The 23996-nt window shown below is 63.1% G+C and carries 19 protein-coding genes and 1 pseudogene; 13 read left to right on the top strand and 7 right to left on the bottom strand.

Going from position 1 to position 23996, the window contains the following annotated elements; translation table 11 throughout:
• The first annotated feature begins 57 nt into the window (after positions 1-57).
• The 3 genes and pseudogenes from V1277_RS17220 to rocF all read left to right on the top strand — a co-directional run bounded on the left by V1277_RS17220 (position 58) and on the right by rocF (position 4674).
• Positions 58-2587: pseudogene (locus V1277_RS17220) on the top strand (glycogen/starch/alpha-glucan phosphorylase).
• A 130-nt stretch (positions 2588-2717) separates the two neighbouring features.
• Positions 2718-3536: an acyl-CoA thioesterase gene (locus tag V1277_RS17215; RefSeq protein ID WP_334417359.1), complete on the top strand. Its 819-nt coding sequence runs from the start codon at positions 2718-2720 to the stop codon at positions 3534-3536.
• A gap of 136 nt (positions 3537-3672) precedes the next feature.
• The gene (gene rocF / locus V1277_RS17210; protein WP_334417358.1) at positions 3673-4674 is read left to right on the top strand and encodes an arginase; all 1002 of its coding nucleotides are present in this window, start codon (positions 3673-3675) and stop codon (positions 4672-4674) included.
• Between the two features lie 35 nt (positions 4675-4709).
• On the opposite strand, the gene V1277_RS17205 is transcribed toward rocF, so the two are convergent.
• On the bottom strand, positions 4710-6326 hold the full coding sequence (locus V1277_RS17205; RefSeq protein WP_334417357.1) for a phosphoenolpyruvate carboxykinase: 1617 nt from the start codon (positions 6324-6326) through the stop codon (positions 4710-4712).
• Between the two features lie 115 nt (positions 6327-6441).
• Between V1277_RS17205 and V1277_RS17200 the strand changes: the two genes are divergently transcribed.
• Positions 6442-6663 (top strand): hypothetical protein, encoded by a 222-nt coding sequence (locus tag V1277_RS17200; RefSeq protein ID WP_334417356.1) that lies wholly within the window; start codon positions 6442-6444, stop codon positions 6661-6663.
• 115 nt (positions 6664-6778) lie between these two features.
• On the opposite strand, the gene V1277_RS17195 is transcribed toward V1277_RS17200, so the two are convergent.
• Positions 6779-7513 (bottom strand): HugZ family pyridoxamine 5'-phosphate oxidase, encoded by a 735-nt coding sequence (locus V1277_RS17195; protein ID WP_334417355.1) that lies wholly within the window; start codon positions 7511-7513, stop codon positions 6779-6781.
• Between the two features lie 221 nt (positions 7514-7734).
• On the opposite strand from V1277_RS17195, the gene V1277_RS17190 reads away from it, so the two are divergent.
• The 5 genes from V1277_RS17190 to V1277_RS17170 all read left to right on the top strand — a co-directional run bounded on the left by V1277_RS17190 (position 7735) and on the right by V1277_RS17170 (position 11728).
• Positions 7735-8436 (top strand): response regulator transcription factor, encoded by a 702-nt coding sequence (locus V1277_RS17190; protein WP_027541437.1) that lies wholly within the window; start codon positions 7735-7737, stop codon positions 8434-8436.
• 99 nt (positions 8437-8535) lie between these two features.
• Positions 8536-10353 carry a sensor histidine kinase gene (locus tag V1277_RS17185; RefSeq protein ID WP_334417354.1) on the top strand — a complete coding sequence of 606 codons (1818 nt, stop codon included), beginning with the start codon at positions 8536-8538 and terminating at the stop codon, positions 10351-10353.
• On the top strand, positions 10350-10871 hold the full coding sequence (locus V1277_RS17180; protein WP_334417353.1) for an HPr kinase/phosphorylase: 522 nt from the start codon (positions 10350-10352) through the stop codon (positions 10869-10871). The genes V1277_RS17185 and V1277_RS17180 overlap by 4 nt, the downstream gene beginning before the upstream one ends.
• A 132-nt stretch (positions 10872-11003) precedes the next feature.
• Complete coding sequence (locus tag V1277_RS17175; protein WP_024339151.1) at positions 11004-11405, top strand: PTS sugar transporter subunit IIA; 402 nt, start codon at positions 11004-11006, stop codon at positions 11403-11405.
• Positions 11402-11728 carry an HPr family phosphocarrier protein gene (locus tag V1277_RS17170; RefSeq protein ID WP_334370976.1) on the top strand — a complete coding sequence of 109 codons (327 nt, stop codon included), beginning with the start codon at positions 11402-11404 and terminating at the stop codon, positions 11726-11728. Before V1277_RS17175 ends, V1277_RS17170 begins: the two co-directional genes overlap by 4 nt.
• Before the next feature lie 65 nt (positions 11729-11793).
• Here the strand turns inward: V1277_RS17170 and V1277_RS17165 are convergent, their stop codons facing one another.
• Together V1277_RS17165 and V1277_RS17160 are read right to left on the bottom strand one after the other, a co-directional pair.
• Positions 11794-12591: an SDR family NAD(P)-dependent oxidoreductase gene (locus V1277_RS17165; protein ID WP_334417352.1), complete on the bottom strand. Its 798-nt coding sequence runs from the start codon at positions 12589-12591 to the stop codon at positions 11794-11796.
• Positions 12592-12613: 22 nt separating this feature from the next.
• Positions 12614-14212: a glycosyltransferase family 39 protein gene (locus V1277_RS17160; RefSeq protein ID WP_334417351.1), complete on the bottom strand. Its 1599-nt coding sequence runs from the start codon at positions 14210-14212 to the stop codon at positions 12614-12616.
• A 114-nt stretch (positions 14213-14326) separates the two neighbouring features.
• Between V1277_RS17160 and lepA the strand changes: the two genes are divergently transcribed.
• Entirely contained in the window at positions 14327-16138 is a 1812-nt protein-coding gene (gene lepA / locus V1277_RS17155; protein ID WP_334417350.1) for a translation elongation factor 4, read from the top strand.
• Positions 16139-16393: 255 nt separating this feature from the next.
• Here lepA and V1277_RS17150 read toward each other — a convergent pair whose 3' ends face one another.
• Positions 16394-17665, bottom strand: coding sequence for an IS701 family transposase (locus V1277_RS17150; protein ID WP_334415441.1), 1272 nt, complete (start codon positions 17663-17665; stop codon positions 16394-16396).
• 171 nt (positions 17666-17836) lie between these two features.
• Positions 17837-18328, bottom strand: a complete 492-nt coding sequence (locus V1277_RS17145; protein WP_334417349.1) for a GNAT family N-acetyltransferase — start codon at positions 18326-18328, stop codon at positions 17837-17839.
• 232 nt (positions 18329-18560) lie between these two features.
• On the opposite strand from V1277_RS17145, the gene V1277_RS17140 reads away from it, so the two are divergent.
• The 3 genes from V1277_RS17140 (at position 18561) to V1277_RS17130 (ending at position 21633) form a co-directional block, all read left to right on the top strand.
• Complete coding sequence (locus V1277_RS17140; RefSeq protein WP_334417348.1) at positions 18561-19796, top strand: MFS transporter; 1236 nt, start codon at positions 18561-18563, stop codon at positions 19794-19796.
• A 28-nt stretch (positions 19797-19824) separates the two neighbouring features.
• Positions 19825-20997, top strand: coding sequence for an acyl-CoA dehydrogenase family protein (locus tag V1277_RS17135; RefSeq protein WP_334417347.1), 1173 nt, complete (start codon positions 19825-19827; stop codon positions 20995-20997).
• A gap of 162 nt (positions 20998-21159) precedes the next feature.
• The gene (locus V1277_RS17130) at positions 21160-21633 is read left to right on the top strand and encodes a DUF1801 domain-containing protein (protein WP_334417346.1); all 474 of its coding nucleotides are present in this window, start codon (positions 21160-21162) and stop codon (positions 21631-21633) included.
• Between the two features lie 105 nt (positions 21634-21738).
• On the opposite strand, the gene V1277_RS17125 is transcribed toward V1277_RS17130, so the two are convergent.
• On the bottom strand, positions 21739-23547 hold the full coding sequence (locus tag V1277_RS17125) for a putative bifunctional diguanylate cyclase/phosphodiesterase (protein WP_442894495.1): 1809 nt from the start codon (positions 23545-23547) through the stop codon (positions 21739-21741).
• Between the last annotated feature and the right edge of the window lie 449 nt (positions 23548-23996).

The following is a 23996-nucleotide window of genomic DNA, read 5'->3' as shown; positions in this document are numbered from 1 at the left end:
TTCTCCGGCGTTTCGATTGCCGGACAAGACGCCTATGTTGTGAGTCTCAACGCAGGGATCGACGTGTTGCAGGAACAAATCGCAGGGAACTATCCGGCACTTGGCCAGCCGGTCGACGAACTCGCGCTGGCCGAGATCAAGGGCGCCATCCTCGCCAAGCTGCGCCTTGCGATCGGCAAGGACGCCGGCATGGCGACGCGTCGCGACTGGTACAAGGCCGCGGCGCTGGCGTTGCGCGACCGCGTCGTGCACCGCTGGCTGACGGCCGAAAAGGAGAGCTACGATGCGGGCAGCAAACGGGTCTATTATCTCTCGCTCGAATTCCTGATCGGCCGGCTGTTCACCGACGCGCTGAACAATATGGGTCTCTTGCCGGTGTTCGAGGCGGCGCTCGGCGATCTCGGCGTCGGCCTGGATGATTTGCGCAAATGCGAGCCGGACGCAGCGCTCGGCAATGGCGGTCTCGGACGGCTTGCGGCGTGCTTCATGGAAAGCATGGCGACGCTGGCCGTTCCCGCTATCGGCTACGGCATCCGCTACGATTTCGGCCTGTTCCGCCAGATCATTTCGCAAGGCTGGCAGCAGGAATATCCGGACGAATGGCTGAGCTTCGGCAACCCCTGGGAATTCCTGCGGGCGGAGGTGGTCTATCACGTTCATTTCGGCGGCTTTGTCGACCATGTCGACGACCACGGACGCGACCGCGCGACGTGGCGGCCGGCGGAAACCGTGCAGGCCGTCGCCTATGACACGCCGATCGTGGGCTGGCGCGGCCAGCATGTGAACGCGCTGCGGCTATGGTCGGCGCGCTCGCCCGATCCCTTGCGGCTCGACGTCTTCAACACCGGCGACTACCTCGGCGCCGTCGCCGAGGAAGCGCGCGCGGAATCGATCTGCAAATTCCTCTACCCGAACGACGAGAGCCCTGCGGGGCGCGAACTTCGGCTACGGCAGGAGTATTTCTTCGTCTCCGCCTCGCTGCAGGACCTGGTCAAGCGGCACCTCGCCTCGGACGGGCAGTTGCGCAGCTTGGCATCGAAGGCCGCGGTGCAGCTCAACGACACCCATCCGAGCCTTGCCGTCACCGAATTGATGCGCATCCTGGTCGATCTGCACAATTTCCGCTGGGACGAGGCGTGGAAGATCACGGTGGCGACGCTTTCCTACACCAATCACACGCTGCTGCCGGAAGCGCTGGAGACATGGCCGGTCGAACTGTTCGAGCGGCTGCTGCCGCGGCATCTCGAAATCATCTACCGCATCAACGCTGCGCATCTGGCGCTGGCCGATCAGCGCTGCCCCGGTGACATCGAGTATCGCGCGTCGGTGTCGTTGATCGACGAGAAGTCCGGCCGCCGGGTGCGGATGGGGCAGCTCGCCTTCGTCGGCTCGCACCGCATCAATGGCGTGTCGGCGATGCACTCCGACCTGATGAAGGAGACCGTGTTCCACGATCTCAACCATCTCTATCCCGGCCGCATCACCAACAAGACCAACGGCATCACCTTCCGCCGCTGGCTGATGCTGGCCAATCCAAAGCTCACCGGGCTTATGCGCGAGGTCTGCGGCGAGAACGTGCTTGACGATTTCTCGCTGTTCGAGCGCCTCGAGGCCCACGCCAGTGACAACGCGTTCCAGCAGCGTTTTCGCGAGGTCAAGCATCACAACAAGGTGGCGCTGGCGCGGCTCATCAACGAGCGCCTTGGCGTCAAGATCGATCCGTCGGCATTGTTCGACATCCAGATCAAGCGCATCCACGAGTACAAGCGGCAATTGCTCAATGTCGTCGAGACCATTGCGCTGTACCAGGCGATCAAGGACGAGCCGCAGCGCGACTGGGTGCCGCGCGTAAAAATCTTCGCCGGTAAGGCGGCGGGCGAGCTATCGCTACGCCAAGCTGATCATCAAGCTGATCAACGATGTCGCCGAAGTCGTCAACAACGACCCTGACGTCGCAGGAAGGCTGAAGGTCGTCTTTCTCGCCGACTACAATGTCAGCCTCGCCGAAGTGATCATTCCGGCCGCCGATCTATCCGAACAGATTTCGACCGCCGGCATGGAGGCCTCCGGTACCGGTAACATGAAGCTGGCGCTGAACGGCGCGCTGACGATCGGCACGCTCGACGGCGCCAACATCGAAATCCGCGACCATGTCGGCGCGGAGAATATCGCGATCTTCGGCATGGAGGCCGGCGACGTCATGATCCGGCGCAAGCAGGGCCTGGATGCGACCGATGTGATCAGCCGCTCGCCGCGGCTGGCGCGGGCCATTACCGCGATCGAGAGCGGCGCGTTCTCGCCCGACGATCGCGCCCGTTTCGCCTCGATCGGCCACGCGCTGCGCTACCTCGACCACTACATGGTCTCGGCCGATTTCGATTCCTACTACACAGCGCAGCGCGGCATCGACGCACGCTGGCAAGTGGTGCCGGCCTGGACCCGCGCCTCGATCCTCAACGTGGCGCGGATGCCGTGGTTCTCCTCCGACCGCACCATCCGGGAGTATGCCGAGGAGATCTGGAACGTGCCGGTGCGCGAGGCGTCGGCCGTGCCGGAAACGAGCGCGCAGCGCGGGGCGACGCGATAGATCCCGGGGCACGGAATCATTACCTCAGACGTCATTGAATTCGACTGAATAGCAGCGATACTCCGCGGAGCCTGTCATCGGGCGCGCATTCGCGCGACCCGTTGGCCCTCGCAATGACGGGAAATATGGAATGCTCACCAAAGCCCCACATCTTTTCGACGATGCCACACGGGTCACCGCCGGTGACAGTTGCTGGCAAGGCAAGACCAGCCCGGACTATTGGGCCTTTGTCGGCCCGTTCGGCGGCTGCACGGCCGCCACCATCCTGCGCGCGCTGATGGAGCATCCGCAGCGTGCCGGCGATCCGTTGTCGGTCACGGTGAATTTCTGCGCGCCGGTCGCCGAAGGCGGCTTCGATCTCGATGTCCGCCTGGTCAAGGCCAACCGTTCGAGCCAGCATTGGTGCGTGGAGATGACGCAGAGCGGCGGCGACGTCGCGACGCTGGCGACCGCCGTGTTCGCCGAACGCCGTCCGTCCTGGTCGCACCAGCAGGCAAAATTTCCGGGCGCCGCGCCGTTCGAGCAGGCGCGTTCATTTCCGAACACGCCGATGACCTGGACGCACCAGTATGATTTCCGCTTCGTCGAGGGTGAGCCGAATTTCTACGGCACGCCGGCGTCGCCGCCGCTCGATGCATTCTCCAAACAGTGGATAGGCGACCGCATGCCGCGGAAGATCGACATGCTGTCGCTGATGTCGATGTCGGATGCCTTCTTCGGACGGGTATTTCTGGCGCGGCGGGAACTGGTCCCGTTTGGCACGGTATCGCTGACGACGTACTTCCATACCGCATCGGACGATCTCGCGGCCGAGGACATCACGCGCATACTGGCGGTAGCCGACGCTAAGATCTTCCACCGGAGTTACGGCGATCAGAACGGCGAGCTGTGGTCACCCTCCGGCCGCCTGCTCGCGACCACGACGCAAATCGCGTATTTCAAGGCCTAAGCGGAACATTGGGCCCTTACCTCTCTTGTAGGGGCAAAGGCGCACTTGCGCCGTGCCCACCATCGATTCAATCATTGCATTGAATGGTGGGCACGCTTCGCTTTGCCCACCCTACAGTTTGATCGAGGCTGCCTGCATGTCCGACGCCAACGCTCCCCGCATCGCCCTGCTCGGTGTCCCCCTCGAGATCGGCGCCTCGCAGGCCGGCACGCTGATGGGACCAGCGGCGCTGCGCACCGCAGGCATCGGCCGCATCCTCGATCAACTCGGTTTTGTCGTCGAAGACCATGGCGATATGCTGACGCCGGCCATTGCTCCCGCCGAGGGCCCGCCGCCGGCGAACGCCAAATATTACGACGTGATCAAAACCTGGATCCGCGCGCTCAGCGAGCGTTCGTATTTGCTCGCGCAATCCGGCGCCGTTCCGATCTTCATGGGCGGCGATCACTCGCTCTCGATGGGCTCGGTGAACGGCGTCGCGCGGCACTGGCAGGAACAGGGCCGGCCGTTGTTCGTGCTGTGGCTCGATGCACATGCCGATTACAACACGCCGCAGACGACTGAGACCGGCAACATGCACGGCATGTCGGCGGCCTTTCTCTGCGGCGAGGACGGCCTCGAGGGCCTGCTCGGCGACGTGCCCCGCGCCTCGATCGGTCCCGAGCGGCTCGATCTGTTCGGCATCCGCTCGATCGATCCGCTGGAGAAGAAGCTGGTGTTCGACCGCCGCGTCGCGATCGCCGACATGCGCGCCATCGACGAGTTCGGCGTTGCCGTCCTGATCCGGCGCGTGATCGAGCGCGTCAGGGCGAGCAACGGGGTGCTGCATTTAAGCTTCGACGTCGATTTTCTCGATCCCGCGGTCGCCCCCGGCGTCGGCACCACGGTACCGGGTGGCGCGACCTATCGCGAAGCGCATCTCATCATGGAGTTGCTGCACGATTCCGGTCTGGTGCGATCAGTCGACGTCGTCGAGCTCAACCCGTTCCTGGACGAACGCGGCCGCACCGCGCGCGTCGCGGTCGAATTGATCAGCAGCCTGTTCGGCCTGCAGATCACCGATCGTCGCACGCCCAGCAACGCGGTCTTTCCGGACAACAGCCAAATTCGTCGGAAAAGCAAAAAGGGCGGCCCATGAAGCCGCCCTTTGGAGCAGTTGATTGCGTTTGAGGCTTACTCCGCCGCGAGCTTCAAATCCGGCGCGGCAGCGCGAACTTCGGCGTCGACCTGGGCTTCGAACTTGGCAAAGTTCTTCTGGAACATGCCGACCAGCGCGCGCGCGGTCTTGTCGAACTCGGCCTTGTCCTTCCAGGTATTGACGGGATTGAGGATCTCGCTGGGCACGCCCGGCAGCGCAGTCGGCACCGCGAAACCGAAATACTTGTCGGTTCGGAATTCGACATTGCGCAACGAACCGTCCAGTGCCGCGGTCAGCAGCGCGCGCGTTACCTTGATCGGCATCCGGCTGCCGGTGCCGTATTTGCCGCCGGTCCAGCCGGTGTTGACCAGCCAGCAATCGACGTTGTGTTTGGCGATCAGCTCGCGCAGCATGTTGCCGTAGACGGAAGGATCGAGCGGCAGGAACGGCGAGCCGAAGCAGGTGGAGAATTCCGGCTGCGGCTCATTGCCGAGACCGCGCTCGGTGCCGGCAACCTTGGCGGTATAGCCGGACAGGAAGTGATACATCGCCTGCGCTGGCGAGAGTTTTGCAATCGGGGGCAATACGCCGAACGCGTCGGCGGCCAGCATCACGACGTTTTTCGGCTGGCCGGCGCGGCCGGTGCGCGAAGCGTTCGGGATGAAATCGAGCGGGTAGGCCGAACGGGTGTTTTCGGTCTTCGAGCCGTCGTCGAAGTCGGGTACGCGGCTGCTCTCGTCAAGCACCACGTTCTCGAGCACGGCGCCGAAGCGGCTGCTGGCGGCGAAGATCTGCGGCTCGGCTTCCTTCGACAGCTTGATGCACTTGGCGTAGCAGCCGCCTTCGAAGTTGAAGACGCCGTCGCTGCCCCAGCCATGCTCGTCGTCGCCGATCAGCGTGCGGTTGGGATCGGCCGACAGCGTGGTCTTTCCGGTACCGGACAGGCCGAAGAAGATCGCGGTGTCGCCCTTGGGGCCGACATTGGCGGAGCAGTGCATAGGCAGCACGCCCTTGGCGGGCAGATAATAGTTCAGCGTGGTGAAGACCGACTTCTTCATCTCGCCGGCATAATAAGACCCGCCGATCAGGACGATCTTGCGGGCGAAATCGATCGCGACGACGTTCTCCGAGCGCACGCCGTGACGTTTGGGGTCGGCGCGGAAGCTCGGCAGGTCGATGATGGTGAGTTCAGGCACGAAGTCCTTCAGCGCTTGAGCCTCGGGGCGGATCAAAAGCGTGCGGATGAACAGCGAGTGCCAGGCAAGTTCGGTGAACACCCGCGTCTTGATCTGGAAGTTCGGATCGGCGCCGCCGTATAGATCCTGCGCATACAGCGACATGCCTTCGGCATGCTTGAGGAAGTCGGCATAGAGCGCGGCAAACTGCTCCGAGGTGATCGATTGGTTGCCGGCCCACCACATGTTCTTGTCGGTGGTCGCATCACGCACCGTGAACTTGTCCTTGGGACTGCGGCCGGTGAATTCACCGGTGTCCGCGCAGAGCGCGCCGTCGGCCGACAACACGGCCTCGCCGGCCGTGAGTGAATGTTGATAAAGCTGCGGCGCCCCGAGATTCCAGTGCACCGTCTTGAGATTTTTTAAGCCGAATTTGTCGGCGCCGAAGGCGCCGTTGCGTAGACCCGTCTCTTGCACGAAGAAAGTCCTCCTCGAACCCGCGTTACTCGAATCGCGCGCATGTCGCTTGACGCGCTCTGTCGCGGTGACCCTGAATTATAGCCTTCCGGCATCGGTCCGGCGACCTATATTGATGAACGCCGTGCTTGCCAAGCCGATCCACGCGATTTGGTTTATTCCAGCGCGGAAGGTTGATTTGCATCAATCGCTTGCTGCACTGCTTTGCGCTGGCTTGCCCTCTTGGTTGCGCGACCATACGCCGTTGTTTAGCTCGGCCAGCAATTGCTGCGTCGCACAATCAGAACATTTTCAGCGCGCGGAGCGTGTTTTCATTGACGAAGCTTTCCGCCCGTGACCGCGAACTGCACCATCGCCTTGTTTTACGGCAACCGTGCCTGAATCTTCTTCACTGTCATCGGCGATGAATTCGACAGCGCGGCGCAGTTGCTCGGTGACGGCGTTAACGCTTGCTAGCCCTTGGCCCGCGCCTCGCCCGCAAGCCGCACCAGCATCTTGCGCAACGCCATGGCGCTGGTGACTCGTTCAGGGAAATCCAGCCGCAGCGTCGAGGAGCCAGCCTGCATGTCCATGCCGTCGGGGTCGCAACCGGTGCAGCGCCAGTCCGCGGACTCGGCGCCCAGTAGTTTGGTCGCGTAGAGGTTCATCGCCTCGCGGTGATCCTCATTCATATGCTCGACGGCGCCCTGCTCGGCTTCCAGCAAATCGGCGGCATCGCCTATCTCGGTCATGAATTGCTCGGGCTTAAGATCGATGATGCGGCCGAAACCGGCGACCAGATGCAGGCCTGACGGGACGATTCGGAAGAACGAGAAGTCCTTGAAATCTACAAACGCTTCAGCCGATGGATGAGCGTTAAGATAGCGCCGGCGCAGGATTTTCGCAGCTTCACCCTGGGCCTCCTCGGCCCGTCCCGCCAGCATGATCCGTGCACCCTCCAACGGATCGTCGGCGGCGCGTTCATCCAGCATCAGCGACACCCTGCTGTCGCCGAGAATATTTTTCGTATGCAGCGCCAGCCGCGAAAGCAGCAGAATCGGCGATGCATCGGCATGGCTGGCGACGTTCACCAGCGAGCAATAGGGATCGCCACTTTCGGGCATAAGCGTGGCCAATGCGCCCTGCCGGCTACGCCGCAGCAGCGATCGGGCCAGTTTGGAAGCATCAAAATCTGTGGTCGGCTGCATGGTTCCTTTCCGGCCATCTTATTGCAAAAAGGGCCTTTTCTCATCGGGTCAGGGTGCTATATGGGGGGCCGCGCGTCTCCTTGGGGAACGTTTTGCGGAACTCGGTCACACTTCAGCCCAGCTTGCATTGCTCGTTGACTGTGTACACGAAGCCCATTTACGCGGCGTCTGGCTCAAGTGCCCGCCGTTTAAGCCACTCTCTTATTCGAAAGCAGAGGCTCATGCCCACAATCGCCCTGGTCGATGATGACCGCAACATTCTCACTTCCGTATCGATCGCGCTCGAAGCCGAAGGCTATCGCATCATGACCTATACGGATGGTGCCTCGGCGCTGGACGGCTTCCGCACCTCGCCGCCGGACCTTGCGATCCTCGATATCAAGATGCCGCGCATGGACGGCATGGAGACGTTACGCCGGTTGCGGCAGAAGTCCGACCTGCCGGTGATTTTCTTAACTTCCAAAGATGAAGAGATCGACGAATTGTTCGGCCTCAAGATGGGCGCCGACGATTTCATCCGCAAGCCGTTCTCGCAGCGCCTCTTGGTCGAGCGGGTCAAGGCCGTGCTTCGCCGCGGCCAGCCCAAGGATCCGACCGCCGTTCCGAAGGAGCCGGATGCACGCGCGCTGGACCGCGGCCTGTTGCGGATGGACCCGGAGCGTCACACTTGCACCTGGAAGAACGAGCCGGTGACGCTGACGGTGACGGAGTTCTTGATCTTGCAGGCGCTGGCCACGCGGCCCGGCGTGGTGAAGAGCCGCAACGCGCTGATGGACGCGGCCTATGACGACCAGGTCTATGTCGACGACCGCACCATCGACAGCCACATCAAGCGGCTGCGCAAGAAGTTCAAGGTGGTCGATGACGATTTCGAGATGATCGAGACGCTGTACGGCGTCGGCTATCGCTTCAAGGAAGCCTGATCTGCGTTTTCCGGGCGGAAGTGTTAACTGACACATCCGCCCGTTCGGCGTAAAAGCGTAGAGCTAGAAATCGGCGCATCACAACCGGCAGTTCAGCCATTGCTAGATCGAACGCAGCCCGATTCCAACCTGAACCACGAGGATGCTTTGGAGCTCCTCGATCGGGAACGCGTTGCCGAGGATAATGCGGGCGAGAAGGGCTGGCGGCGGCCGCTCGGCTGGTTGCGCCGGGCCGGGCAGTTCTTCTTCGCGCTCTCCTTCTCCAGCCTCACGCGCCGGATCGTCTCGCTCAATCTGGCGGGCCTCGTCGCGCTGGTGGCGAGCATTCTCTATCTCTCGCAATTCCGTGCCGGCCTGATCGATGCGCGGGCGCAGAGCCTGCTGGTACAGGCCGAAATCATCGCCGGTGCGATCGCCGCCTCCGCCACCGTCGAAACCAACACCATCACCATCGATCCGGACCGGCTGCTCGACCTCAAGCCCGGCGAAAGCTACGGCGCGCCGGACGAATCTTCCGGGCTGGATTTTCCGATCAATCCGGAACGGGTCGCGCCGGTGCTGCGGCGGCTGATCTCGCCGACCAAGACGCGCGCCCGCATCTATGGCGGCGACGGCGGCATGATCCTCGACAGCCGCAGTCTCTATGGTCGCGGCGACGTGTTGCGATTCGAACTGCCGCCACCTTCCACGGAGAAGCCGGGCTTCGTCGAACGCGCGCTGATCGCGACCCGCACCTGGCTCAATCGCGGCGACCTGCCGCTGTATCGCGAGCTGGGCCCGGAGAACGGCAAGGGCTACCAGGAAATCGTGCAGGCGCTCGACGGCGTCAAAAGCAGCATGGTGCGCGTCAACGACCGCGGCGAGGTGATCGTTTCGGTCGCGGTCCCCGTACAGCGATTCCGTGCCGTACACGGTGCGCTGATGCTCTCGACGCAAGGCGACGACATCGACCAGATGGTGACCGCCGAGCGGCTGGCGATCCTCAAGGTCGGCGGCGTCGCTTCCGCGGTCATGATCGTGCTGTCGCTGCTGCTCGCGAGCACGATCGCAGGTCCGGTGCGGCGGCTCGCCGACGGCGCCGAGCGCGTCCGCCGGCGCATCCAGACCCGCGTCGAGATTCCCGATTTCACCCGCCGCCGCGACGAGATCGGCCATCTGTCCGGCGCGCTGCGCGATATGACGAACGCGCTCTACAGCCGCATCGAGGCGATCGAGATGTTCGCCGCCGACGTCGCCCATGAATTGAAGAATCCGCTGACCTCGCTGCGGTCGGCGGTGGAAACGCTGCCTTTGGCGCGCAACGACACCAGCCGCGCGCGCCTGCTCGAGGTGATCGAGCACGACGTCAAGCGGCTCGACCGGCTGATCTCGGATATTTCAGACGCCAGCCGCCTCGATGCCGAATTGCAGCGCCAGGACATGGCCCCGGTCGATCTGCGCCGGCTGCTGACGACGCTGACCTCGGTCGCCAACGAAACCAGGCTCGGTCATGACGTCGCCGTCGAGGCCCGCTTCGACGGCCGCGGCGCCACCGATACGTTCTCGGTGCCAGGCCATGATTCCCGGCTCGGGCAGGTGATCTCCAACCTGTTGTCCAATGCGCAATCCTTCTCCACGCCCGGTGGGAAGGTGCGCGTCACCTGCCGCCGCGTGCGATCGGAAATCGAAATCATCGTCGATGACGATGGGCCGGGTATCGGCGAGGATGCGCTGGAACGCATCTTCGAGCGCTTCTACACCGACCGTCCCCATCAGGGCTTTGGCCAGAACTCAGGTCTCGGCCTATCGATCTCCAAGCAGATTATCGAAGCGCATAATGGGCGGATCTGGGCGGAAAACCGCCATGGCCCGGCCGGCGCCGACGGCAATCCGAGTGTGGCGGGTGCGCGGTTCGTGGTCAGGCTGCCCACGCCATGACGGCGGGCGCGAGCGTGCACGCCTCCGCCGTGCTGGTGGGCGATCGCGCCGTGCTGATCCGCGGGCCATCCGGCGCCGGCAAGTCGCGGCTGGCCTTCGATCTGATTCTCGCCGGACGCGCCGGACAGCTTCCGCGGGCCGTTTTGGTCGGCGATGACCGTGTCCATCTCGACACAGTCGCCGGACAATTGTTGGTCCGCCCGGCGCGAGAATTGGCCGGCCTGATCGAGGTCCGGGGCCTCGGCATTCGCCATTGTGACTTTGTTGGGGAGGCGGTGGTGGGCCTCGTCGCCGACCTTGCGGCCAGCGATGCCGAGCGGCTGCCGCCGCCAGAAGCGCTCTCCACTCGCCTCAACGGTGTTTTACTACCGAGAATTCCTATCGGGACCGGCTTTGATCCCCTCCCGCTGATTGTAGCGGCTCTGACGACAACCGTCGGTTCAGGTTCCGTCCAACCTTTGGATGATTGTTCGAAGGGGATTGGTAACCATATAAGCCCCAATATCGCCACCGAATAAGCTGGCGCAGGCCTCACTCTTTACCGGCAAATTCCGGAACAATAGCCAAGATGCCCTCTTGCGCGGGGCCTCTGGATGGTCAAAGTGGCGCGTTCGTGCGGTGCACCAAAAAGCACCCGCGAGGAGTTTCCGATGATTGGTCTAGTGCTTGTGACCCATGGGCGCCTTGCCGACGAGTTCAAGGCGGCGCTCGAACATGTCATGGGTCCGCAAAAACAAATTGAAGCCATCACGATTGGAGCCGAAGACGACTCCGATCTGTGTCGAAGCGATATCATCGAAGCGGTGAATCGCGTCGACAGTGGCGATGGTGTCGCCATCCTCACCGACATGTTCGGCGGCACGCCTTCCAACCTCGCAATTTCCTGCATGAGCCGCCCAAAGGTGGAAGTGCTCGCAGGCATCAATCTTCCCATGCTGGTCAAGCTTGCCAAGGTGCGCGAAGAGCGCTCGCTTCCCGACGCCATCGCGATGGCGCAGGAAGCCGGCCGCAAATACGTCACCATCGCCAGCCGCGTGCTCGCCGGCAAATGAGCGACGACGCCGCGCCCGACAAGGAACTCGGGCCGAGCGTGCCCGCAGGCGCCATCTCGCGGGAACTTCAGATTATCAATAAGCGCGGCCTGCACGCGCGGGCCTCGGCCAAATTCGTCCAGATGGTGGAGCGCTTCAACGCCGAGGTCTGGGTGACGCGCGGCAACGAGACCGTCGGCGGCACCTCGATCATGGGGTTGATGATGCTGGCAGCGGGACCTGGAACCTCGGTTACGGTCTCCGCGATCGGCCCCGAGGCCCAGCAAGCGGTCGATGCGATCGCAGCGCTGGTCGCCGACAAGTTCAACGAAGAGGGCGTATGAGGCAGAGAGCGTGACGGCTCTCGCTTAACCTCTCCCCGCAAGAGCGGGGTGAGGGAGTGAAGACATCAAAACGGATTCGTCACAATCCCGCCGTCGGCGCGCAGCGCGGCGCCGTTGGTGGCGCTGGAGGCTTTTGAGCAGACGTAGCAGATCAGATTGGCGATCTCTTCCGGCGCGGCGTAACGCTGCAAGAGCGACGCCGGGCGGCGTTCGCTGAACGTGCGCGAGACGAGGTCGTCGACGGTCGTGCCCGCAGCTTTAGCGCGCGCGGCCAGGCGAACCGGCGCCATCTCGACCCAGGTCGGGCCGGGCATCACCGAGTTGACAGTCACGTTGGTGCCCTTGGTGGTTTCCGCCGCGCCGCGCGCGATGACGAGCTGCGCCGATTTCGAGAAGCCGTAATGCACCATCTCCTTCGGAACAAAGACGCCGGATTCGCTGGAGACGAACACGACGCGGCCCCAGTCCTTGTTATCAAGCATCCGCTTCAAATAGTGCCGCGTCAGCCGCACCCCGCTCATGACGTTGACTTCGAACATCCTTGACCAATCGGAATCCTCGATCTCGAAAAATCCCTTCGGTTCGTAGATGCCGAGATTGTTGACGAGAATGTCGACGTCGGGAAATTGCGCCATCAGATCGGCACAGCCCGCTGCATTTCCGAGATCGAATGCCGCCGCGTGCACTTTGGCCGACGGCGCAGCCTGTTCAACTTTCGCCACGGCCTCGCCGACCGCCGCCTTTTCGCGGCCGTTGACGATCACTTCCGCGCCCATTTGCGCAAGCCCGATGGCGGTCGCAAGCCCGATGCCGCGGGTCGAGCCGGTCACGAGCGCCGTTTTATCCGTCAGGTCGAGATCCATGTGTTACCCCTTCGAGTGATTTCTATCTGGCCGGCGGCACGATGAAGATGTTCCAGGCCGTCGCGGGGCCAGCCTTGCCGAGTAAGAATCGCCGCGTGGTCATCACCATGCGCTCGGCATTGGCGGCATGGGCCTGCATCCACGCCTCGCATTTTTCCAGCTTCCAGTCGCCGACCTCGCAGATGCCGATGAAGCCCGATCGCTTCGCCTCCTCGAGCGAGGTCAGGCCGGACGACCACGGCTCGTCCGGCGTCAGCGGCGCCGGATGGTCGGGGCTGTAGAAGGTGACAGGCTGGCCGGTATCGGTATAGGCGGCGACCACCGGCCAGCGCGAATAAAACCGCGTGTGCCAGGCTTCCGTCAGTTCGCGGGCGAGTTCGGAACGCGCCCGATAGGTCGCGCCTGCGGTGCGCTTTTCATCCAGTTCGTAGGCGACGATCCTTGGCGATATCGCCAGCACGACGAGCGAAATGACGAGCCAGGTCGTCGTCAGGTTCAACAGCGCGATCTTCCGGATCCGCACCGCAGGGATCGCGACCAGCGCGAGCGGCATCAGGAAGAACAGCGGGATGCCCCAGTCAGTTTTGATGTAGACGTGGAATAGCAAGGCACCCAGCGGCGGACCGATCGCCACGACAGCCTGGACGATCCAGACATTGATCGCCTGCGAAATGTTGACGCCGATATTGGCGCCGCGCGCTAGGGGCGGAAACGGCATCAGGCGGAACGGCCGCCACATCAGCGCTATCGCGCCGAGTATCACCGGTGCGGCCAGCAGCGCGAGATTGTGCTTAACATAGCCCAGCGCGAGATCGTCGATCATCGCGCGGTCGGTGAGGGAGTAGGTATCGCCGGCATAGGCGAGCGGGACGAAGTCCACCTGCTTCAGCCACATGAAGTGCGGGAGCATTGCGACCACGAGCGTGGCGATCGCGACCCATGGCGCCGACGAACGCAGGAACTGCAAACGCTGCGGATGGATCAACGCGGCAAGGCCGACGGCGCCGATCATGGTCAGCACCCAGTATTTGGTCATCAGCGCCAGCGCACCGGCGAGCCCGAGCCACACGCCCGATTTGATGCTGCGCTTCTCGAACGCGTCGAGATAGGCCAGCACGACGAGCGGCAGCGTGACGAGTTGTAGCAGGTCCGGATTGTACTTGAAGCCCTTGAAGTTGAAGATCGGATAGAGCGCGAGCATCACCACGACGAAGAACGCGCGGCGGCGATCGACCACGCGCAGCGCCAACAGCCAGCAGATCACGAGGGAGCAGCCGAGCGTCGCCATCGCCAGTGCATAGGTCGCCCAGTCTGTGACCGGAAACAGCATGAACCAGGCGCCAGCGACCCATCCCGACAGTGGCGGGTGCTTGCCATAGCCGAGCAGGAACTTCTGCCCCCAGGCGAAGGCCTCCGCGACGTCCATATGGACGTCCTGCCCGGTCTTCAGATTGACCAGGATCAGCGTCCACAGCACGGCGTGGACCACGGCAAAGCCGGTCACCAGCCACAGGCCGGTTTTGGGATCACTGGCGCGTGAGGCCAGCCACGCCGCCAGCCGCTGGATCGTGGGAATGCGCCTCAAGCGCGCGGCCGTGGGCGAAATGGATGCAATCGACATGGCCATTGCCTAGCGTGTTTTCGGCTCAAGTGGAATCAGCTTGGCGTGAAGAAAGCCCCTTAAAATACAGCAAGATGGTTGCCGCACAGGGACACGAATGCTATCCCGCGCCCCATGACAACTGCGCCCATTTCCAACATCCGCAACTTCTCCATCGTCGCCCACATCGACCATGGCAAATCGACGCTGGCTGACCGCCTGATCCAGATGACGGGAGGGCTGTCGGACCGCGAAATGGCGGGCAAGGAACAGGTGCTCGATTCCATGGATATCGAGCGCGAGCGCGGCATCACCATCAAGGCGCAGACGGTGCGGCTGAACTACCGCGCCAAGGACGGCACGAATTACATCTTCAACCTGATGGACACGCCCGGCCATGTCGACTTCGCCTACGAAGTCTCGCGGTCACTGGCGGCCTGCGAAGGGTCGCTCCTGGTGGTCGACGCCAGCCAGGGCGTGGAAGCGCAGACGCTCGCCAACGTCTATCAGGCGCTCGACAACAATCACGAGATCGTACCGGTCCTCAACAAGGTCGACCTGCCGGCGGCCGAACCTGACAAGGTCAAGCAACAGATCGAGGACGTGATCGGGATCGACGCCTCGGACGCCGTGATGATCTCGGCCAAGACGGGCTTGGGCGTTCCCGACGTGCTGGAAGCCATCGTGACTCGCCTGCCGCCGCCGAAGGGCGACCGCGGCGCGACGCTGAAGGCGCTATTGGTGGATAGCTGGTATGACGTCTATCTCGGCGTCGTCGTGCTGATCCGCGTCGTCGACGGCACGATGAAAAAGGGCCAGCGCATCCGCATGATGGGCACCAACGCGGCCTACGACGTCGAGCGCGTCGGGTTCTTCACGCCGAAGATGGAGCAGGTCGACGAGCTCGGCCCCGGCGAGATCGGCTTCATTACCGCGGCGATCAAGGAAGTCGCCGACACGCGCGTCGGCGATACCATCACCGACGACAAGAAGCCGATCACCGAGATGCTGCCCGGCTTCAAGCCGGCGATCCCGGTGGTGTTCTGCGGCCTGTTCCCGGTCGATGCCAACGATTTCGAAACGCTGCGCGCGGCAATGGGCAAGCTGCGGCTCAACGACGCGAGCTTCTCCTACGAGATGGAAACCTCGGCGGCGCTGGGTTTTGGCTTCCGCTGCGGCTTCCTCGGGCTGCTGCATCTCGAAATCATCCAGGAGCGGCTGTCGCGCGAGTTCGATCTCAACCTGATCGCGACGGCGCCGAGCGTGATCTACAAGATGCACCTGACCGATGGGCAGGAGATCGAGATCCACAACCCGGTCGACATGCCCGACGTCGTCAAGATCGCCGACATCGAGGAGCCGTGGATCGAGGCCACGATCCTCACGCCGGACGAATATCTCGGCAGCGTGCTAAAGCTGTGTCAGGACCGCCGCGGCGCGCAGAAGGAGCTCACTTACGTCGGCTCCCGCGCGATGGTGAAATACGATTTGCCGCTCAACGAAGTCGTGTTCGATTTCTACGATCGCCTGAAATCCGTCTCGAAGGGCTACGCCTCGTTCGACTATCATCTGACCGACTACAAGGTGGCCGACCTCGTCAAGATGCAGATCCTCGTCAATGGCGAGCCGGTCGATGCGCTGTCGATGCTGGTGCACCGGACGCGCGCGGAGGGCCGCGGCCGCGCCATGGTCGAAAAGATGAAGGAACTGATCCCGCCGCACATGTTCCAGATCCCGATCCAGGCGGCGATCGGCGGCAAGGTGATCGCCCGCGAAACCGTCCGCGCGCTGCGCAAGGACGTCACCGCCAAATGCTACGGCGGCGACATCACGCGCAAACGCAAGCTTCTGGAGAAGCAGAAGGAAGGCAAGAAGAAGATGCGGCAGTTCGGCAAGGTCGACATTCCGCAGGAAGCATTCATTGCCGCGCTGAAGGTGGATAGCTGAGCGGGCCGGTCGCGAAGCACCAACGATCTCGCGTGCCGGGCGCGGCGCGCCTCTCCGACGGGCCTGGACACAAAATCGCGAAAACAACCCCATGCAAAGTAGAAATTGTAGGGTGGGCTAATCCTACTGCGTCACGAGCGCTTTCTGACATATCGAGCGGCACGGGCTCCGCAACAGGGGCATCGCGGGAGCCACTTTGTAAGCGCTTTGATCAAGCGTGCACGCATGGTCGCGATCGAGTTTGGAATGTGGCGTTCAGGCCGCAAGGGCGGATCCGCGGGGTCGATAACCGTCGGGTAATGCAGGCGTCGAGAGCAGCGCGGGGGAACGAGGTCCTGAGGGGGGAATCGCGGCTCGCTCGGAGACCAGGAACCCATAGGCCGCGATGCAGAGCGTTGCGTGATGATGGAAGCCACGCCATCCGCGCCCTTCGTAGTGCCCAAGCCCGACCTCCTGCTTGAGTTCCTGATAGTCGCGCTCGATCCGCCAGCGCATCTTGGTGATATCGACGAGCTGGCGGAAGCTGATCTCTGCCGGCAGTGTGGAGAGCCAGTATTTGTATTTGCTGAGCTTTGTTTCGCCCTCCGGCCACTCGATCAGCAGCCACTCCTCTGCGACCTGCCCGGGGATTGCACCATTGTAGCCGACGCGTACGCGCACCCGTGCAAAGCGCGAGGACAGCCAATCGGCCGAGCCTTCGCGCCAGCGGATCGTGCGCCAGGCGTGCTCAGGTAGAGCACGCACCACTTCTTGGGCCGAGATCAGATCGGGCTCATTGCGTCGGCCGTTATTGTTGAGCGATTTGTCGGGCCGCTTCGGACCGGTGCCAGGCGCCCACATCAACACGTTCGGCTGAATGCCCGCCACATAGCTCAATCCCAGGGCAGACACGCTCGTGCGCAATCGCGAGTCACGGCCGTAGTCGAGGTCCATCAACAGCACTCCCAGCGGAAGGCCTGCCGCGTGCGCCCGTTGGATCAACTCGAGCGCAATCTGCTGTTTGGTCTTGAAGCGGATGTCCTCAGGCACCCCGGCCCGATCCCGACGCGCGCGATCCTCGGCCCACTCTTTCGGCAAATAGAGCCGATACCCGACCGGCAAGCTGGCAAAGTGGTTCGCAATCGACAGCGACACTGCCACTTGGCAATTGGCTTCCTTGCCAAGCTGCCCGCAATACTGCGGCTTCACCCCAACCGAATGTCGGCCCTTCTTCGGGATGCCGGTGTCATCGATGATCCAGGCCTCGATCGGCCCGTGCTTCGTGATTGCCGGAACCACCAGTTCGCTGATCTTGGCCAGCACCTTCTCGTCCGACCAACCGCCAGCACCGACAAAGTGCAGCAACGACTGGTGTTGCGCAGAGACACGCGCTGGATCGGTCCGCGCCGCCATCGGCTCTACGCTCTTGCGCTCGCCCGGCAGGATCAGCCCGGTGCAGTAGTCGCGCAGCGGTCGAGCCCGATCCGCCTGACCCATCGCGCTCGCAAGTTCCTCAACATAGGACGCAAACCGGATATCGAGATTCATCTTAGCCTCCACGCTGAGCTTGAATCTCGCAATTATCTGATTCTTCTAGTCGATCGCCCGCGACCCTCTGACTCAGTAGGGCTAAGCGCAGCGTGCCCACCATCCATCCAAATCGCGGGTTCGATGGTGGGCACGCCTCGCTTAGCCCACCCTACGTTTTTATCGCTCGCCTCACGACACGTGCAAGGCGTAGAATTTCGAATCAACGGCCATGATCGGAAAGGTCTTGGGCAGCTCGGCTTTCTGCAGCTCCTTGAAATTGTTCCTTTCATAGAAGCGGTGCGCGGCCAGGAACGTGTCCGTCGTGCCGAGAAAAATCTCGGCAACACGCTCTGCGCGGGCATGCGCCAGCAGCATGTCAAGCAGCTTTCCCGCCACTCCGAGCTCCCGGCCTCGAAATGGAGCGGCGACAAACATCTTGCGCAGTGCCGCCTGTCTTGCGCCGATGTCTTTCAATCCGATCGTGCCAACGACCCGACCATTGGAGCGAGCCACCCAGAAGCCGCCGGTCCCCGATTGGTAGAACCCGGGAATATCAGTGAGATCAGGCTGGTCGGCTGCCGTGATGGGGATACCAAATTCTCGTTGCTGGATCGGCAGGATGACATCGAGGACTCCCTGCTGATCGGCGTCGGAAGATGGCGCAATAAGAGTTTCCTGCATTGACTTTCTATCGTTCCATCAAGCGTAGGTACATTTTGACCGTCACGCGTTCGATACGCAATCCTCGAACGGACCAGCCTCGTCATGGTCGCGCGCCAAGCTCCGCCGAATGCAACGCACAACCACATGATCTTCGAATGAGAGGGTTGCCTTCCACCGCATTGCGCGACGACGCCAAATAGGCCACCATTATCCCGCGCATACAAACAACAGCACACGCGCAAGGAAACGCATGGGCAAGGCCTCCGGTTTATCCTACGGCTGGGTCGTCGTCGCCGTAGGTGCGCTGATGACTTGCGTCGCATTCGGCTCGATGTTGGCGCTCGCGGTGTTTCTGCAGCCGATTTCGGAGGCGATGGGCTGGTCGCGCAGCGGCGTCTCGGCGGCGGCGACGATCAACTTTCTCGCCATGGGATTGGCGGCGTTCTTCTGGGGCACGCTGTCCGACCGGTTCGGCACCCGCATCGTCGTGCTGTCTGGCACGCTGCTGCTCGGCGCCGGGCTGATCGGCGCGAGCCAGGCCACCAGCCTGTGGCAATTTCAGTTGGCGTTCGGCGTCTTGATCGGGATTGCGGCCGGCAGTTTCTACGCGCCGATGGTAGCAGTAGCGAGCGCCTGGATCGAACATCGCCGCAGCCTCGCGGTGGCGTTGGTATCGGCCGGCATGGGCGTTTCGCCGCTGACGGTTGCCCCATTCGCAAGCTATCTGATCACGGCCTATGACTGGCGCACGGCGATGCTGGTGATCGGCATCGTCGCCTTGGCGCTGTTGATCCCGGCCTCATTGCTGGTGCGACGCCCGCCGGAGCCGTCAACGCCTGCTGCCGCCCATGGGACGGGCGCGCCTGACGGGCAGTGGACGGTCGCGCAGGCGCTGCGAACGCCGCAATTCATCATCCTGGCAGGCGCGCATTTCGCCTGCTGCGCGGCGCATTCGGGGCCGATCTTCCACCTGGTGAGCTACGCCATGATCTGCGGCATCGCGCCGCTGACCGCAGTCACGGTCTACAGCCTCGCCGGCTTCTCCGGCCTCGGCGGCCGTCTGCTGCTCGGCCTACTGGCCGATCGCTTCGGCGCCAAGCACGTTCTGGTCGGCGGCCTGTTCGTGCAGGCCTTGGCGATCGCAACCTATCTCGCGGTCGGCCAGCTCGGCGAATTCTACGCCCTGTCGGTTGTCTTTGGCCTCGCCTATGGCGGCGTAATGCCGCTATACGCCGTGCTGGTGCGTGAATATTTCGGCGTGCGCATCATGGGCAGCATGTTCGGCGCCGTCTCCGCTTTTGCCAGCCTCGGCATGGCGCTGGGGCCGCTCGCCGGCGGATGGGTATTCGACACCTTCCACGGCTATAGCTGGCTCTATGTCGGCTCGTTCACGATCGGCATGGCCGCCGTCGCCATAGCCTTGAGTTTCCCGTCCGCCAAGCGACCGCCGCAGCCGTCGCTCAATGTCGGCCGCGCGGCGGCCTGACAACAAAAAAGAGAATGCGAGGAACCGCATGAACAGGCAGCCCGGCATCGATGTCGTGGAACGCGCGCGGGCGCTGGCGCCACTGATCGCGCGCGAGGCCGACGAGATCGAGCGGACCCGCCGCCTGACTTCAGCAGTGACTCAGGCGCTGATCGAGAACGGGCTTTACCGCGCGCTGCTGCCGAAGAGTTTTGGCGGCGTCGAGGTGCCGCTTGAAACGTTCATGCAGATGCAGGAGGAAGTCGCCAAGGCCGACGCCTCGACCGCATGGTGCCTTGGCCAATGCAGCGTCTGCGCCATGACCGCAGCCTATCTCGATCCCGATGCTGCCAACGAAATCTTCAACGTTGCACCCGGCATTCTGGCCTGGGGCGCGATCAACCACGAAGTGCAGGCGGTTCCCGGCGGCTACAAGGCCAGCGCGCGCTGGGATTTTGCGTCCGGCTCGCGGCAGGCAAGCTGGCTCGGCGCCCATGTCCGGGTTGTCGAAGCCGACGGCACGCCGCGGCGCAAGCCGGACGGTTCGCCGGAGATTCGTACCATCCTGTTTCCGGTAACCAGCGCCACGATGCACGACGTCTGGGACGTGATCGGCCTGCGCGGCACCGGCACCGATTCCTATTCGGTCGACAATCTGTTCATCCCGGAAAAGTTCGCAGCGCTTCGCGACGAGCCGGCGGCGCTGCGCGAGAACGGGCCGCTGTACAGGCTCTCCACCAACATGGTTTTCGGCATGGGCTTTGCGGCGACCTCGCTCGGCGTCGCCCGCGCCACGCTCGATGCGGCGATCGACCTTGCCCGGGGCAAGACACCGCAAGCGTCAAAGGCGATGCGCGACAACAACGCCGTGCAGGGACTGATCGGGCGCACCGAGGCACAACTGCGCGCCACCCGCGCCTATCTCTATGCCACTGCAGCGGATGTATGGCGTGACCTGTCGCAAGGCGCTGTTATCACCGAAGCCCACCGCGTGGCGCTGCGAATCGCCTCGACATGGACCATCCATCAATCGGCCGCCGTGGTCGACACCGCCTATCACATGACGGGCGCAACGGCCGTGTTCAATGCCAACAAGTTCGAGCGCCGCTTTCGCGACATGCACGCGATCGCGCAGCAGATCCAGGGCCGTGACGCCCATTACGAGGATGCCGGCCGCGCGATCCTCGCGGGCAATCTCGACGCACCGCCGACGACGCGATGAAGCGGCGGGCGGCGCGGCCGGCACGCAAGGGACTTGGCTCGGAACACTGATCAGGTGCGCGCAAGATCGCGCGAAGGAGATGGCGCTTCGTTTTCGCTTCCGCCCGCTCGCATCCTGCTTTAGGTTCCCCAATGGAAACTGGCAGGATACGCCGACATCACAATGAAGAAGGCAGTACGGAAGCAAACTGCAAAGCGCATCGTCAAACGGCCGAGCGCTGCCACCCGGAACGCTGTGGCGGAAACCGTCTTCGCGGCCTATCCCAATCCGGTCAGGGCAAAATTACTGGCGCTGCGCCGGCTGATCTTCGATACTGCAAAGACCACGGAAGGCGTCGGCCCGCTGGAAGAGACGCTGAAATGGGGGCAGCCGAGCTATCTCACGACCGAGAGCAGGAGCGGCAGCACGATCCGGATCGATCAGGTGAAGGCGGAAGCCGGCCGCTACGCGGTCTATTTCCACTGCCAGACCGATCTGGTCGAGACCTTTCGCGAGCTCTATCCGGAACTGCGCTACGGCGGCAACCGCAGCATCCTGCTCGACGCCGATGACAAACTGCCCGAGGCCGCGCTGCGCCACTGCGTGGCGCTGGCGCTGACGTATCATGCGAGGAAGAAGGCGGGACGGGCGAAGTAGCCTCCACCGTCATTGCGAGCGAAGCGAAGCAATCCACTCTTGCTTTGCGGCCCAATGGATTGCTTCGCTGCGCTCGCAATGACGGCTGTGAAAGCGATGCCAGCCTCACGCCACCAGCGCTGCGCCCGCCGGCGCACTCCAGTTGCCTTGCGTCTTCAACAGACTGACGATCTCCGCATTGGGCCGAGCGCGACTGAACAGGAAGCCCTGCCCCTCGTGGCATCCTTCGTTGCGCAGGCAATTTACCTCGGCCTCGCTCTCGACGCCTTCCGCCGTGATCGTGACGCCGAGGCCCTTGCCGAGGCTGATGATCGAACGCACGATCGCCTGCGCGTCGGGATTGGCGGCGAGGTCGCGCACGAAGGACTGATCGATCTTGATCTTGTCGAACGGAAAGCTGCGCAGGTAACTCAGGCTGGAATAGCCGGTGCCGAAATCGTCCATCGAGATGCGAACGCCGAGCGCGCGCAGCGCATGCAGCGTCGCCAGCACCTCGCTGCTCTTTTCCAATAGCAGCGTCTCGGTAATCTCGAGCTCCAGGCGCTTCGCCGGCAGGCCGGACTGCTTCAGTGTTTCCACGACCAGCGACAAGAGATTGCCGACGCGGAACTGCAGCGGCGACAGATTGACCGCGACGCGGACGTCGTCGGGCCATTGCGCCGCATCCGTGCAGGCGCGGCGCAGCATCAACCCGCCGACGGCGTTGATGAGCCCGGTCTCCTCGGCGACAGGGATGAATTCGGCCGGCGAGATCATGCCGCGCTCGGGATGCGGCCAACGCACCAGCGCTTCGAAGCCGGTGATGCGCCCGCTCGCAAGATCGACCAGCGGCTGGTAATAGGGCCGTAGCGCATCGGTGCGCACGGCCTCGCGCAGCTCGGTTTCGATCTTGCGGCGGGTCTGGGCGCGCGCATCCATTCCCGCTTCGAAGAACGAGAACGTGCCGCGGGAATCGTTCTTGGCGCGCGACAATGCGAGGTCGGCGTTCTTCAGCAGTTTCTCGGACTCATCACCATCGCCGGGCGACATCGCAATGCCGATGCTGGCGCCGATCACGACCGAATGCCCGTCCAGAAGATAGGGATCGGCGATCGCGTCCAATAGACGCCTCGCCATGAACACGGCATCCTCGGGTCGCGTCACCCCGCTCTGGATGACAGCGAATTCGTCGGAGTCGAGCCGGGCCAGCGCATCATCCTCGCGCAGCATCGACCGCAATCGCTTGGCGACGCCGCGCAGCAGCTTGTCGCCGATGCCGTGGCCGAGCGTATCATTGACCGCCTTGAAATGGTCGAGGCCGAGCACGAGCACCGCCACCTTCTCGGCGTTGCGGCGAGTGCGCAGCAGGATGTCGTCCATCTGCTGACGGAGCAAATTACGGTTTGGCAACCCGGTCAGGCCGTCATGCTGGGCCATGAACGTCAGCCGCGCCTCGGCGCGCTTGCGTTCGGTGGTGTCCATCAGCACGAGCAGGACCGCAGGCCGATCGCCGTAAACAAGCTGGCGCGAATAGATCGCCAGATCGATCAGCGCGCCATCGGCCCTGACATGCTTCCGGGCGTGGGCCGCGCGCTCGTCGCCGGCGTGCTCGCCGGCCCATGGCGGCTCGGCGTCGAAGACCTGCAGGTTGCGGATCGTGAGCTTCTCGAATTCACTGCGGCTGTAACCGTAGTGCTGGATCGCAGCGTCGTTGACTGCGAGAATTCGTTCGTCACCCAGCGCGCAGACGATCATCGGAACCGGATTGCTGTCGAACAGCAGCCGGAACGAAGCCTCGCGCTGCTTCAACTCGGTGATGTCGACGCGCAGTCCGATGAAGCCGCCATCCCGGGTCGCAGCGGGCTTTGCGGGCCGGCCAGGAAAACGGACAATCGACTGTTTCGGCTTCCTGGCAGCTTTTGGCTTCTTCGGCATTACCACGCTCTACTCGCACTGTGCGTGCAAAGTTTTCAGATAAGTCTCTGAAAAAAAGGTATCTCTTGTCGCAGAAACTACTACCTCACGCGCGCTCATACGCCGCCTGACAAGAAGCCACGCACACGCTTTGCGTGTACAAGCTCGGTGCGGACCGCCGATCCACGGGGCATAATCGATGCGCGGCCGCCGGGCACAGCTTCTCGCGCGGCGGATGCACAAGGAATGCGCGAAACGCCGAACGTGCGCATAAATGTCCGTCAGCGACCGAGAGGGTTATCGCGCGGTTAATACGACCACGTGCAACCCTCGTTCAGCACAGCGAAGATGCCGCGGCTTGCGCTACCGGTACCACGTCGTGATCAAGTCATCCGCTTACATGCGCGAGGAAATCGACCGGTGGGCCGCGGTGATCAAATCCGCCAACATCGAGTTGCAGTGAGGGAACG

Source organism: Bradyrhizobium sp. AZCC 1588 (assembly GCF_036924735.1).
In the GTDB taxonomy this organism is placed as follows: Bacteria; Pseudomonadota; Alphaproteobacteria; order Rhizobiales; family Xanthobacteraceae; genus Bradyrhizobium.
This window is presented reverse-complemented; position numbering and strand designations above follow the sequence as displayed.

Excerpts from the sequence above, each read along its gene's own strand:
- V1277_RS17125 (WP_442894495.1), bottom strand. The coding sequence starts at position 23,547 with ATGCCGAAGAAGCCAAAAGCTGCCAGGAAGCCGAAACAGTCGATTGTC.
- V1277_RS17215 (WP_334417359.1), top strand. The coding sequence starts at position 2,718 with ATGCTCACCAAAGCCCCACATCTTTTCGACGATGCCACACGGGTCACC.
- V1277_RS17175 (WP_024339151.1), top strand. The coding sequence starts at position 11,004 with ATGATTGGTCTAGTGCTTGTGACCCATGGGCGCCTTGCCGACGAGTTC.
- V1277_RS17165 (WP_334417352.1), bottom strand. The coding sequence starts at position 12,591 with ATGGATCTCGACCTGACGGATAAAACGGCGCTCGTGACCGGCTCGACC.
- V1277_RS17190 (WP_027541437.1), top strand. The coding sequence starts at position 7,735 with ATGCCCACAATCGCCCTGGTCGATGATGACCGCAACATTCTCACTTCC.
- rocF (WP_334417358.1), top strand. The coding sequence starts at position 3,673 with ATGTCCGACGCCAACGCTCCCCGCATCGCCCTGCTCGGTGTCCCCCTC.
- V1277_RS17180 (WP_334417353.1), top strand. The coding sequence starts at position 10,350 with ATGACGGCGGGCGCGAGCGTGCACGCCTCCGCCGTGCTGGTGGGCGAT.
- V1277_RS17150 (WP_334415441.1), bottom strand. The coding sequence starts at position 17,665 with ATGAATCTCGATATCCGGTTTGCGTCCTATGTTGAGGAACTTGCGAGC.
- V1277_RS17140 (WP_334417348.1), top strand. The coding sequence starts at position 18,561 with ATGGGCAAGGCCTCCGGTTTATCCTACGGCTGGGTCGTCGTCGCCGTA.
- V1277_RS17145 (WP_334417349.1), bottom strand. The coding sequence starts at position 18,328 with ATGCAGGAAACTCTTATTGCGCCATCTTCCGACGCCGATCAGCAGGGA.
- V1277_RS17195 (WP_334417355.1), bottom strand. The coding sequence starts at position 7,513 with ATGCAGCCGACCACAGATTTTGATGCTTCCAAACTGGCCCGATCGCTG.
- V1277_RS17130 (WP_334417346.1), top strand. The coding sequence starts at position 21,160 with ATGAAGAAGGCAGTACGGAAGCAAACTGCAAAGCGCATCGTCAAACGG.
- V1277_RS17200 (WP_334417356.1), top strand. The coding sequence starts at position 6,442 with ATGAACGCCGTGCTTGCCAAGCCGATCCACGCGATTTGGTTTATTCCA.
- V1277_RS17170 (WP_334370976.1), top strand. The coding sequence starts at position 11,402 with ATGAGCGACGACGCCGCGCCCGACAAGGAACTCGGGCCGAGCGTGCCC.
- lepA (WP_334417350.1), top strand. The coding sequence starts at position 14,327 with ATGACAACTGCGCCCATTTCCAACATCCGCAACTTCTCCATCGTCGCC.
- V1277_RS17135 (WP_334417347.1), top strand. The coding sequence starts at position 19,825 with ATGAACAGGCAGCCCGGCATCGATGTCGTGGAACGCGCGCGGGCGCTG.
- V1277_RS17160 (WP_334417351.1), bottom strand. The coding sequence starts at position 14,212 with ATGTCGATTGCATCCATTTCGCCCACGGCCGCGCGCTTGAGGCGCATT.